Raw genomic sequence first — 12,391 nt, 5'->3', positions numbered from 1 at the left:
ATGGCGCTTGTTTCTGTTTTGCGGGTCCGGAAACGCTATGTAGTTCGCAAGTTCGACTTTTGCACAGAGGGGATCGATTTGGCCACCCCGATTTGCGATGAAATCATCACCTTTCCGTCAGATAGGACAAAAAAACCGCGGGGAATATCCACCGCGGTTTTTTGGTTGTCGGGGAATGACTAGTTGCCTATTTCCAGTTATCGGCTTCGCGGATATGCAGGGCTGCGATATCGCGATCAAGGGCTGCCATGACATTGCGCAGGGTTTCGACATTCTCGCTGCCAAGCTTGGCCACCAGTTCGGCTGAACGCTCCGGCTTGGACAGGGCAGCGCGAACATCCCGAAACAGCGAGCGCAGCAGACGTGCACAGTGCTCTTCGGTAAAGACCCAGGCATGATCGCCATGCGGCAGATTGTCGTTAATAAGCTGGATCATCCACTGTTTACGGCGTTCGTAATCCTTGAAATGCAGCGCCATGCGCGCAAATACCAGATTAAGCCGGTTGGCGACTTGTGGTTCTTCTGCCAGATGATCCCAGTAATCAGTTGGATCACGAAGTTCGTCATCCTCGTCGGCATGCTGGTCGATGATGGTCTGGATTTCGCCGTCGATTTCCTGAAGCATATCCATGCCGACCATCATGCGGATGACCTTGAAGAAAGGCTGCAGGATTTCGCGTGACAGTGCGCCATGTTCAAGATCGCCTGCTTCGCGGCCTTCAAGCTGATGGGCAAAGCGACTGACCAGAAGGCGGCCCAGTGGATCGTGGCGCACAGCCGCATTCTGACGGGCCTTGACGGTATCGACATCGGTTTCAAGTGTCATCCATGCCGCATCAAACAGCTTGTCCTGTCCGCGCAGGGTTTCAAGCGCGCTTGAAATCTGATCAGTGCTAACGGTTCCACCGTGGGCCTTGGCTTGTTCCATGAGGCTGGCGGCAAATTGTTCGAGCACAGAGAATGCAGCGGTGTAGTGACGTTGTTTGAAGCTGTCCCGCGGTGGTTTGACGATTGCAATCATTTCCCGTTCCGACCCTGTTATCCTTGAAGCCAGTGCGCCCGGGGTGGCTTCGCCCGGTAGCCTGATGCATGCGACCTTGCGTATCAAATTTCGTTTAATACGCCGAAATGTTTAACATTTTCGTTTCAGCAAGTTCCATGCCATGCGCAAGCATGATGGTGAACCTATTCGTAGCCGACTGCGGCCTCGACAATTTCAAGCACGACATGGCGCGGACGGATGATCTGGCGCCCGGCTTCTTCGAAATTCACCGCGATTCTGTCGCCGTCGACTGCCTGAATACGCCCGAGGCCCCAATCGGGTTGACCGGGATGGCGGACAATGGTGCCAGGGGTCAGCAGGAAATCCATGATCATGCTCTTTTGTCTGATGTTGGTATCTTTAATATAGTCAGGCAATACGCCGGGAACAAATGCTGTGCAATGATGGCAGTCACATATTTTGGAACCGGGTAAAATTTGCCGGTTTGCAAATGCGGCAAAAATCCGGGGGCTAAAGAAGGTTTTAACACATCTGGCTGCAATCTGGGCGCGGATTGCAGTTGCCCGGTCCGGTTCGTCCCGAATATCACCGGAAGGTACTATGCAAACCGCACATAGCTTTGGGGAAGCGGTGTGGCCTGTTGAACAGAATTCTTGGAGATACCCGTTATATGGAACAGGACAGAGCAGTGGAACTGATCCTGATCGAGCTGATCAGCTCGCGCATTTGCCACGACCTAGTCGGGCCGGTTGGGGCTGTGAATGCCGGTGCCGAACTGATGGGAGAAGCTGGTGTTGCCGATGACGAGGCGCTTGCGCTGATGCGCAAAAGCGGGCTTGAGGCCGCGCGTCGTTTACAATTGTTCCGGCTGGCATTCGGTCGCGCGGGCAACAGTGTTGATACAAAATCGATGCGTGATGCGGTTGCCCAGAGTTTCGAGGCCGAAGGCAAGGTGACCCTCCTGTGGGATCAAACTGGAATTGGAATTGATCCAGCTCATGGAAGGCTTGTGCTCAATATGGTGATGTTGGCCCGCGAAGCTTTGCCGTTTGGTGGGCATGTCGTTGTTACATGCGAATCCGGGGGGCGGATTTCGGTCAATGCAACCGGAAAACGTGCAGCGTTTCGCCCGGATGTGGAAAATGTCATGAAAAATGAAGTGGCGCCGGAACAGCTTGATCCCCGGACCGTACATGGCTTTTTCCTGCGAAATCTTGCGCATCGGACTGGTGGTGCGCTTTCAGTCTTGCAAGAGGACGGAAATGTTGCATTGATCTATGAATAAAAAAAAGACCTGCGGGTCTGGTAATACCGTGTGCTAGGTTCTACGTAAGTAACGGATTGAACGTGTGTTTCGCGCACTGGTCGTAGGGATGGGCGTTCCTGTTCCGGCAGCGTCTGACTGTCGGAGATGTGGAGGGGGTATATGGACGATCTTTTAAGTGAATTCCTGACAGAGACTTCGGAAAGCCTGTCGACGCTTGACGTCGAACTGGTGAAACTGGAGCAAAATCCGAATGATCCGGATATTCTGTCGAATATTTTCCGCCTGGTGCACACTATTAAAGGGACTTGCGGGTTCCTTGGTTTGCCACGACTGGAAGCTGTTGCGCATGCCGGTGAAAACGTGCTCGGCAAAATTCGCGACGGTGAACTGGTCGTAACGCCGGATGCGGTGACGCTCGTTCTTGAGTCCATCGACACCATCAAATATCTGCTGAGCGAGCTTGAGCAGAACGAAACAGAACCGGACGGTAACGATGCCGATCTGATCGCGCGGCTTAACCATTTTGCCGATACCGGCACGATCATGGGAGGCAGCGCCGCACCGGCAGCAGCCGCCCCGGTCGAGGAAGCACCCGCTGAAGAAGTGCCGATGACTGACGACGAACGGTTGCAGGCGATTTTCGATGCGACCGAAGTTGATCCCGATATTCAGGAACCGGAGCCAGAGCCCGAAAAACCCGCACCGGCGGCAGCCCCGCCAGCAGCGGCGAAGTCGCAGGCCGTTGCACCGGCAAAGGCCGCAGCATCCGAGGGACCAAAGGCCGAAGCGCCACGTGGCGAGGCCAAGGAAAGTTCCGTTGCAGCCCAGACGATCCGCGTCAACGTTGAATTGCTTGAAAACCTGATGACACTGGTTTCCGAGCTTGTCCTGACCCGTAACCAGCTTCTGCAGATGGTTCGTGGCAAGGATGACAGCGAATTTACCGTTCCTTTGCAGCGTCTGTCGCACATCACCACCGACCTTCAGGAAGGTGTGATGAAGACCCGAATGCAGCCGATCGGCAATGCCTGGGCGAAGCTGCCGCGTATTGTTCGTGACCTTGCGCTCGAGATGAACAAGAAAATCGATCTGCAGATGATCGGTGCCGATACGGAACTTGACCGTCAGGTGCTTGAACTCATCAAGGATCCGCTGACCCACATGGTGCGCAACTCTGCCGACCACGGTCTGGAAGATATTCCGGGGCGCCGGGAAGCAGGCAAGCCGGAAACCGGTACTGTCACGCTGAACGCCTATCACGAAGGTGGTCACATCATCATCGAGATTTCCGATGATGGTCGCGGGCTTAATATCGAACGGATCAAGGCCAAGGCGATTGCCAACGGTCTCGCAAGCGAAAGCGATCTTGACGGTATGGCGGACTCGCAGATTCACCAGTTCATTTTCAAGGCCGGTTTCTCGACCGCCGAAAAGGTGACTTCGGTTTCCGGACGTGGCGTCGGTATGGACGTTGTTCGTACCAACATTGAAAAGATTGGTGGTACGGTCGAACTGAAATCGGTCGAAGGCCGCGGGTCGACCTTCATCATCAAGATTCCGCTGACCCTTGCCATCGTTTCGGCACTGATCGTTGAAAGTGGCGGCGAACGCTTTGCCATTCCGCAGATCAGCGTTCTGGAGCTGGTTCGTGCTTCAAGCAATTCCGATCATTCGATCGAACGTATTCACGATACTCCGGTCCTGCGCTTGCGCAACCGTCTGCTGCCACTTGTCACTCTCAAGAAAATTCTTGGCCTTGATGATGGTGAAACGACGGTCGATGACGTGGATGAAGAAGCCTTCATCGTCGTCACGCAGGTGGGTACCTATTCCTTTGGTATCATCGTTGACCGCGTGTTCGACACCGAGGAAATCGTGGTCAAGCCGGTTGCACCGATCCTGCGCGATCTGTCGCTGTTCTCGGGGAACACCATCCTTGGCGACGGCAGCGTGATCATGATCCTTGACCCGAACGGCATTGCTACCCGGACCGGCGAAATTACCGTTGGCGGTTCGCAGGGTGTCGAAAGCAAGGCGCGTTCTGATACCGGTGATCGCGAAACGACTTCCATGCTGGTCTTCCGGGCTGGCGGGTCCGAAATTCGTGCAGTGCCGCTTGCACTTGTCGCGCGTCTCGAGGAAATCGATGTCGAAAATATCGAATACTCGAACGGTCGCCCGCTGGTGCAGTATCGTGGCAAGCTGATGCCGCTGGTCTTTATCGATGGTTCCTATCAGATGAAGAGCGAAGGTCGTCAGCCGACCCTGGTATTCCAGGATCGCGAACGGACCATGGGGCTTGTGGTGGACGAGATCGTCGACATTGTCGATGACGTCCTGAACGTTGAACTGACAGCCGATCAGGATGGTCTGGTCGGTTCGGCGGTGATTGATGGCAAGGCAACCGATCTGATTGATGCCGGTTACTATCTGGAACTGGCGTTCTCGGACTGGTTCGGCCACGAGGATACTGGCGGCGAGAAGAAGCGTGTTCTTCTGATCGATGACAGCCCGTTCTTCCGCAACCTTCTTACGCCGATGTTGTCGGTGTCCGGTTTCCGTGTCATTGCGGTCGAGAATGCCGAACAGGCGCTTGATCTTAAAAATCGCGGGGAAATTTTCGACGCGATCATCAGTGACATCGAAATGCCGGGCATGAACGGTTTCGAATTTGCCGAAAGCCTGCAGAATGATGAACATTGGGGCGATACCCCGATCATCGCGCTGTCTTCGCACACCAGCGAGGAAGACTTCGAACGGGGTCGTCAGGTTGGCTTTAGCGACTATGTCGCGAAATTCGATCGAGATGCGCTGGTATCGACGCTGATCCAGACGCTGAGCGCAGTGTAAATCGGGGAAAAGTCCAATGAGCGATAAAAAGGCACTCGTCCCGAGCAAAGAACAGAGTACGGCCCTTGACCTTGGCGGGGCAACGAAGGATTTCGTTACCGCCTATATCGGCAAGCAGTTGTTCGGTATTCCGGTTCTGACGGTTCAGGATGTTCTTGGTCCGCAGCGTATCACCCGCATTCCGCTGGCCCCGCCAGAAGTGGCAGGGTCGCTGAATCTGCGCGGTCGTATCGTGACGGCAATCGATGTTCGCAAACGCCTTGGTCTTCGTGAACGAGAAGATGATGTACCGGGCATGAGCATTGTGGTCGATCAGGGTGGCGAACTTTACAGCCTGATGGTCGATCAGGTTGGCGAGGTTCTGAGCGTTCCGCAAAAGGCATTCGAACAGAATCCGGCGACGCTTGATCCGCGCTGGCGCGAATTTTCCGATGGCATTTTCCGCCTCGACAAGAAGCTTCTTGTCATTCTGGACGTAACCCGTCTGCTTGATTTTACCGTTTCGGTAAAACAGGCGGGCTAGGTATGATAGTATGTGCCGGGTGCAAAATGCATCCGGTACAATGCCGGTATTGGCTTAACGATCTAATTTGCGAGAAGGAAGTCGATGAAGAGTTGTCTCGTCGTCGATGATTCGAAAGTCATCAGAATGGTGGCACGCCGTATCCTTGAAGAAATGGGATTTGCGGTCATTGAGGCTGTGGATGGGCAGGAGGCAATTGATCGATGCCTTGAAGCCATGCCAGACGCGGTGTTGCTTGATTGGAACATGCCGGTGAAAAGCGGGATTGATTTCCTGCGGGAACTGCGCGCAGCACCTGGTGGCGATGAGCCCGTCGTCGTGTTCTGCACCACAGAAAACGATCTCGAGCACATTCAGGAGGCCATTACGGCCGGTGCGAACGAGTATATTATGAAGCCGTTCGACAGCGAGATCATCCAGGCAAAATTTGAGCAGGTGGGTCTGATTTAAGGTTCCTGTCAGCGTCGCTGTGCATTTGCCTTGGTTTTGGTCCGGTTGCTCTAACGGGAACGTCGGTACGTGGAAGACACGCCAATCCATCCACCCTATAAAGTCCTGATTGTTGACGATTCCGCAATCGTGCGTGGTCTGGTAACCCGTATGTTGCAGGAAGACGACGATATCGAGGTCGTCGGTTCCGTCGCCAATGGCGAGGATGCCCTTGTGGTTATGCGCAAGGAAATCGGGATCGAGGCTGTTGTTCTTGATATCGAAATGCCAGTCATGGATGGTCTGACGGCATTACCCAAACTTCTTGAAATTGATCCGACGGTCCGGGTGATCATGGCATCAACCCTGACCAAGCGGAATGCCGATATCAGTTTCCAGGCGATGACGCTTGGTGCGGTGGACTACATTCCCAAGCCCTCATCGGCCAAGGACCTTAATGTTGGCGAAGGCTTCCGGGCCGAGCTGCTGGACAAGGTCAAGGCATGGGCCGAACAGCGTCGCAAGATGCTTGGCGCCGAGCAGGTCCGTTACGAGGATCAGGCCGAGAATGTCGTGCCGGTTCCCGAAAACCCGGATGCCGCGCCGGAACACGATGTTCTACCAGCCAGTGATGAAGATGATCATGGCAATGCAAAGCCGGATGGGACTGATGCCCCTGCGCCGTTCCGGGCCGAGCTTTCGGTTGAACATCAGACTTTGCATAAACCGGGACGGGTACAGAGAAAGCGTTTCACCGCCGAACTGCGCCCGCGACCGACGCATCAGCCTGGTCGTCACGGACCGATGTCGACCCGCCCGATGCCCCAACCACAGCATCAGCCGCCGCAACATCCGCAACCGGCTCCAGCAAGTCCCGAAGCCAAGGCTGCCGGTGCAGCGGCTTTGACGCGTGATGCTGCCCCGTCTGCAGCCGCGACGCAGCCGCGTGATCCGGGTCGGCTGATCCGTGAGGCAGCCATTGCTGCAGGCGATACCAAGGCCGTTAATGCTGGTATCAAGCCATCTCGTCCGGGCAGTACCATTGTTTCCGGCGGCGCAACCGCACGCAATGCACCGGTTAAACCGGCTCCCCAGCGCGCTGCTCCGGCCGCACGCAGTCCAGCAGCTGCGGCTGCTGCGCGTGCCAAGGCACCTGCCGGTGCCGCGGCACCGGCACCAGCAAGACGCGCGATGACAACGGGGCAGATCAGTCTTCTCCCGGAAAAACGCATCAATGTCGAAGTGATTGCGATCGGCAGTTCGACTGGTGGTCCGCAGGCTTTGTTTGAAGTGCTACGCGGGCTTGCCGGTGTGCGGCAACCGATTTTCATCACCCAGCATATGCCTGCGACCTTTACCACAATCCTTGCAGAACACATCACGCGTCTGACGGGGCTTAAATGCCAGGAAGGTCAGACCGGCATGCCAATTCAGGGTGGGCAGGTTTACCTTGCCCCCGGGGATTACCACATGGTGGTAGAGGGCCGCGGTAACAGCAGGAAAATTGTTCTGAACCAGAACCCGCCTGAAAATTTCTGTCGCCCGTCGGTTGACCCGATGCTGCGCAGCCTTGTTGAAAGCTATGGTGGTAATATACTGACGGCTATCCTTACAGGTATGGGGCAGGATGGTATGTTGGGCGGGCGTGCTGTTGTGGGTGCCGGGGGAATGGTTGTGGCGCAGGACGAGCAGACAAGCGTTGTGTGGGGAATGCCGGGTGCAGCAGCGCATGCAGGCATTTGTTCAGCGGTTCTCCCCGTGGGTGGCATCGCGGCCTATATCAAAAAATTTGCAGGGGGTCGTTAAGCCGAGATGATGAGGCCGGAAGACTTCGATTTCGTTAGCAGACTGATAAAGTCAAAATCCGGGCTCGTTCTTAGCCAGGACAAGACGTATCTGCTCGAAAGCCGGCTGATGCCGATTGCGCGTAAGCGCGGGCTCAAGGACCTGACTGAACTGATCGCGGCGTTGCGCGGTGGTGACCGTGTGCTTGTCGAGGAAGTCGTCGATGCGATGACGACCAATGAAAGCTTCTTCTTCCGCGATACCAAGCCGTTCGACCAGTTTCGCCATGTCGTTCTGCCGCACATGATCAAGGAACGTGCTTCCAAACGCCATCTGCGGATCTGGTGTGCTGCTGCGTCCTCGGGGCAGGAACCTTATTCGCTGGCGATGATCCTTGATGAATTTAAAACCCAGCTTTCAGGCTGGCGGGTTGAAATTATCGGGACAGATATTTCGCGCGAAATCCTGACCAAGGCTCGTGCGGGTCTTTATTCCCAGTTCGAAGTCCAAAGGGGCCTTCCGATCCAGCTTCTGGTCAAGTATTTCCAGAAGAAAGAGGACCAGTGGCAAATCTCGCAGGAAATCCGGTCCAAGGTTCAATACAAGGAATTCAACCTGCTCGATGATTTCCGTCCTTTGGGGCAGTTTGACATCGTCTATTGCCGCAACGTGCTGATTTATTTTGATCAACCGACCAAGACCGATGTACTGGCGCGCATTTCCGCATTGATGCCCGATGACGGTTTCCTGTTCCTTGGCGGGGCGGAGACGGTTCTGGGCATTTCCGACAAATTCAAACCGCTGGCCCGTCAGCGCGGCATTTATCAGCTTAACCGCCCGGGAGCCCCGGATGTGGACGTTTCTGCGCTGGAAAAAATTCAGGCAGGCGGCGCTGCTGCGACGGCCGGGGCGGGTGCGGCGACGGGGGGCTTTGCCTTTCCGAAACCAAAGCATATGCAGAATGCAGCGGGTGGTACGACTGCCGGTGCCGGAACCGCAACGCAGCCGCGTCCGGGGCTTTCGACCGGAACCGCCGCGCGCCCGGCAACCACCACGGGCACCGCTTCAACCAGGACAGCGACCCGACCGTTGACAACAGGAACAACCGGTACTGCAGGCAGCACATATTCGCGCCCATCTTCGACCGGGACCAGCAGCACCGGTTCCGCCGGCACAGCCGGATCAACGTATCGTCGTCCATTGGGAACGACCGGTTCGACGGGAAGCACACCGCCTGCACGACCATCCAGCGGAACAGGCAGTACGGGGACCGGTACAACGCGCCCGTCGACCACGTTTGATCGTTCGCGTTTCGGTAAACCCGAAGACAAGAAATAGAAAACCGGTACTTCTCGGTAAGCCATAAAGTACAAAGCAAAACGCCCCGATGAAGCATCGGGGCGTTTTTGACTTTGGGCACAGCGGAACGCGACGGCAGATGCGTTGCGATCAGGCGGCTGCGCTACTGTTGACGTCCGGGTCGCGCAGGACATAGCCCCGACCCCAGACCGTATGGATGTAGTTGTCACCCTTGGTGGCTGACTGGATTTTCTTGCGCAGTTTGCACACGAAAACGTCGATGATCTTGAGTTCCGGCTCGTCCATCCCGCCATAGAGATGGTTCAGGAACATTTCCTTGGTCAATGTCGTGCCCTTGCGCAGCGACAGCAATTCAAGGATGCCATATTCCTTGCCGGTCAGATGCAGCGGCGACCCGTCAACATCAACGGTGCGTGCATCAAGGTTCACATTGAGCCTGCCGGTGGCAATCATCGATTGGGCATGGCCGCGCGACCGGCGAACGATCGCCTGAATACGTGCCAGCAATTCGACCTTGTCAAATGGCTTGGTCAGATAGTCATCCGCACCGAAACCAAGTCCTTTGACCTTGTCTTCGGTTTCGGTCAACCCCGACAGGATAAGCACCGGGGTTTCAACGCGTGCGTCGCGCAACCGTCTGAGAACTTCATAACCGTCGATATCCGGCAGCATGAGGTCCAGAAGAATAATATCGTAATCATAAAGTTTACCGATCTCGAGGCCATCCTCCCCAAGATCCGTGGTATCGACAACCATGCCTTCTGATTTCAACATCAACTCGATGCTGTCAGCAGTGGCATTGTCGTCTTCGACAAGCAGCACCCGCATGTTCCGCTCCGTTACCGTGTTCCGCAAAAATTCCGTGTTGATCCGGCTTATTCCGACAAGCGCCCCAACGATTGCCGTGTGGAAATTTTATTCCATTCCGTTAACGATACGTTGCTTTGCGACTCGTGGCAAGCAGGCGAGTCGCATCTTGTTAATTTTTTTCGCCGATAAAGGCGACTCGGTTCCGGAATGTGAAGTTTCCCAACGGTTTGCGCCGTTAACGACCATGCATGCCGATACCGGATTTTTAATGCCAATTTGGCATATACGGGTTTTTAATACCGTTCATGACACTTATATCTGGTGCGACGCGGACGAATTTGCCACCCTTTGACAGGATGGTGACGATAAAATTCCGGATCGCATCACGTATCGACACCCGTCAGACAGAAAAGTGCAAACGTGTTTCAGATTGGCCGAAACATCATCGCCGAACTTCGCCGCATTCCCGATTACAGGATTGTCGGGCGGGTTACTGCTGTTTTGGGGCTGCTGGTCGAGATTGGCGGGGTCGAAGGCGCACTATCGGTTGGGGATCGTTGCAAGGTCAAACGCCGGGATGGCGAGGCCGTCATTTGCGAGGTTGTCGGTTTCCGCAATGAGCGCGCTCTTTTGATGCCGTTCGGGATGCTTGACGGCATCGGTATCGGTTGCGAGGTCGAACTGGCCGACACCCAGCCACAGGTCTATCCCGATGAAAGCTGGCTTGGGCGTGTGGTCAACGCGTTCGGGCAACCGGTCGACGGCAAGGGGCCACTGACCGAAGGTCCAACACCCTATCCGATCCGCAATGCTCCGCCATCCGCCCATTCGCGCCAGCGTGTTGCCGGAAAGATCGATCTCGGTGTGCGTGCGATGAACACCTTCCTGACCTGTTGCCGGGGGCAACGTATGGGGATTTTCGCCGGGTCAGGTGTGGGTAAATCCAGCTTGCTGTCGATGATGACCCGCCACACGACATCCGATGTATCGGTCGTCGGTCTGATTGGCGAACGTGGCCGCGAGGCACGCGAATTCATCGAAGACGATCTGGGCGAAGAAGGTTTACGCCGTTCCGTCGTCGTCGTTGCCACATCGGACGAACCGCCGCTGATGCGTCGTCAGGCAGCCTATATGACGATGGCACTGTCGGAGTTTTTCCGCGATACCGGGCGCGATGTCCTGTGCATGATGGATTCTGTAACCCGTTTTGCCATGGCCCAGCGTGAAATCAGCCTTTCGGTAGGTGAGCCACCCGCGTCAAAGGGCTATACCCCGACGGTATTTGCCGAATTGCCACGACTGTTGGAACGTGCTGGCCCGGGCGGGCCGGGGCAGGGATCGGTCACTGGCCTCTTTACCGTGCTGGTCGATGGCGATGACCATAACGAACCGATTTCCGATGCGGTGCGCGGTATTCTTGACGGGCACGTTGTGCTGGACCGCGCAATTGCCGAACAGGGACGATATCCGGCCATCAATATTTTGCGCAGTGTTTCGCGTACCATGCCCGGCTGCAATAACGAGCATGAAAACCAGATCGTGTCGCGTGCCCGCCAGTTGCTGGCGACATACGAGGACATGGCCGAACTGATCCGTCTGGGGGCCTATCGTCTGGGGACGGACCCGAAGGTGGACGAAGCAATACATTACTTTCCGCTGATCGAGGAATTCCTGAAGCAGCGCAAAACCGAATGCACCCGTTTGGCCGACGGTTACGCTGAATTGGCACGTCGTCTTGATCTGGCACCTGCTCAGCAGGAAGCCCCTGATGGGGCTGGTCAACCGGCAGCCAATCCGCAAGGCGCAACCGTCATGGAACGCAATCGTCTTCGGCCCCAGGTTAACAGCCGTTCAACCGCCACAAATGCGGGGAATGATCTGAATGCAGCGAAGCGTGCGCTTCGGCGTGATCAGCAATGAGATCATGATCATGCTGAAATGCGGTGCCAGCGATATTTCGGATAACTGAGAGCGATGGCCAAGGATTTCAAAACCCTGATACGTATGCGCAAATGGGCGCTGGATGACAAACGCCGTGAACTTGGCGAGATGCAGGGTGTGCTAAATAATCTTCTGGCGGAAAAGGATGCACTGGAAAAAGCGGTGCTCGAAGAGCAGAAGGTGGCGGCCGAAAACCCCGAACTTGCCGGTTTCGCCTATGGACCTTTTGCCAGTGCCGTCATTGCCGAGCGCGCGGCACTGGTCAAACGGATATCCGATCAGGAAGCCAAAATTGACGCGTTCCGTGACGAGGTCGCCGATGCGTTCAAGGCCGTGAAAACCGCCGAAATTGCCGAACGTAACCGCGTCGAGGCGGAGCGTGCGGAAGAAGACCGCAAGGAACAGGCCGAACTTGATGAAATCGGTGCACGTTCCGCCACCCGTGATGATGGCCTGATTTAAG

General features: G+C 55.8%; 12 protein-coding genes. 9 read left to right on the top strand and 3 right to left on the bottom strand.

The features are described 5' to 3' along the window. Positions 1 to 187 precede the first annotated feature (187 nt). Together AUP42_RS17925 and AUP42_RS17920 are read right to left on the bottom strand one after the other, a co-directional pair. Positions 188 to 1,021, bottom strand: coding sequence for a hypothetical protein (locus tag AUP42_RS17925; protein WP_062952928.1), 834 nt, complete (start codon positions 1,019 to 1,021; stop codon positions 188 to 190). A gap of 164 nt (positions 1,022 to 1,185) precedes the next feature. After that, on the bottom strand, positions 1,186 to 1,371 hold the full coding sequence (locus tag AUP42_RS17920; RefSeq protein WP_007091313.1) for a DUF3553 domain-containing protein: 186 nt from the start codon (positions 1,369 to 1,371) through the stop codon (positions 1,186 to 1,188). A gap of 302 nt (positions 1,372 to 1,673) precedes the next feature. On the opposite strand from AUP42_RS17920, the gene AUP42_RS17915 reads away from it, so the two are divergent. The 6 genes from AUP42_RS17915 to AUP42_RS22015 all read left to right on the top strand — a co-directional run bounded on the left by AUP42_RS17915 (position 1,674) and on the right by AUP42_RS22015 (position 9,195). Then, positions 1,674 to 2,288 (top strand): histidine phosphotransferase family protein, encoded by a 615-nt coding sequence (locus AUP42_RS17915; RefSeq protein WP_062952927.1) that lies wholly within the window; start codon positions 1,674 to 1,676, stop codon positions 2,286 to 2,288. A gap of 141 nt (positions 2,289 to 2,429) precedes the next feature. Then, positions 2,430 to 5,120 (top strand): hybrid sensor histidine kinase/response regulator, encoded by a 2,691-nt coding sequence (locus AUP42_RS17910; protein WP_062952926.1) that lies wholly within the window; start codon positions 2,430 to 2,432, stop codon positions 5,118 to 5,120. A 16-nt stretch (positions 5,121 to 5,136) separates the two neighbouring features. Beyond that, the gene (locus AUP42_RS17905) at positions 5,137 to 5,643 is read left to right on the top strand and encodes a chemotaxis protein CheW (protein WP_007091316.1); all 507 of its coding nucleotides are present in this window, start codon (positions 5,137 to 5,139) and stop codon (positions 5,641 to 5,643) included. An 84-nt stretch (positions 5,644 to 5,727) separates the two neighbouring features. Then, positions 5,728 to 6,093: a response regulator gene (locus AUP42_RS17900; RefSeq protein WP_062952925.1), complete on the top strand. Its 366-nt coding sequence runs from the start codon at positions 5,728 to 5,730 to the stop codon at positions 6,091 to 6,093. Between the two features lie 69 nt (positions 6,094 to 6,162). Further along, positions 6,163 to 7,878, top strand: a complete 1,716-nt coding sequence (locus AUP42_RS22020; protein ID WP_062952924.1) for a chemotaxis protein CheB — start codon at positions 6,163 to 6,165, stop codon at positions 7,876 to 7,878. Between the two features lie 6 nt (positions 7,879 to 7,884). Beyond that, entirely contained in the window at positions 7,885 to 9,195 is a 1,311-nt protein-coding gene (locus AUP42_RS22015) for a CheR family methyltransferase (protein WP_062952923.1), read from the top strand. 111 nt (positions 9,196 to 9,306) lie between these two features. Here AUP42_RS22015 and ctrA read toward each other — a convergent pair whose 3' ends face one another. Next, entirely contained in the window at positions 9,307 to 10,005 is a 699-nt protein-coding gene (gene ctrA / locus AUP42_RS17885) for a response regulator transcription factor CtrA (protein WP_007091320.1), read from the bottom strand. On the opposite strand from ctrA, the gene AUP42_RS17880 reads away from it, so the two are divergent. The 3 genes from AUP42_RS17880 to AUP42_RS17870 all read left to right on the top strand — a co-directional run bounded on the left by AUP42_RS17880 (position 10,004) and on the right by AUP42_RS17870 (position 12,390). Further along, positions 10,004 to 10,339 carry a hypothetical protein gene (locus AUP42_RS17880; protein ID WP_062952922.1) on the top strand — a complete coding sequence of 112 codons (336 nt, stop codon included), beginning with the start codon at positions 10,004 to 10,006 and terminating at the stop codon, positions 10,337 to 10,339. The genes ctrA and AUP42_RS17880 overlap by 2 nt on opposite strands. 68 nt (positions 10,340 to 10,407) lie before the next feature. Continuing rightward, the gene (gene fliI / locus AUP42_RS17875) at positions 10,408 to 11,907 is read left to right on the top strand and encodes a flagellar protein export ATPase FliI (RefSeq protein ID WP_062952921.1); all 1,500 of its coding nucleotides are present in this window, start codon (positions 10,408 to 10,410) and stop codon (positions 11,905 to 11,907) included. A gap of 54 nt (positions 11,908 to 11,961) precedes the next feature. Continuing rightward, positions 11,962 to 12,390 carry a flagellar FliJ family protein gene (locus tag AUP42_RS17870; RefSeq protein WP_062952920.1) on the top strand — a complete coding sequence of 143 codons (429 nt, stop codon included), beginning with the start codon at positions 11,962 to 11,964 and terminating at the stop codon, positions 12,388 to 12,390. Position 12,391: the final 1 nt, after the last annotated feature.

This window comes from Thalassospira lucentensis, assembly GCF_001613805.1.
Lineage (GTDB): Bacteria > Pseudomonadota > Alphaproteobacteria > Rhodospirillales > Thalassospiraceae > Thalassospira > Thalassospira lucentensis_A.
The sequence above is the reverse complement of the archived record's forward strand: the minus strand, read 5'-3'. Positions and strand labels throughout refer to the sequence as shown.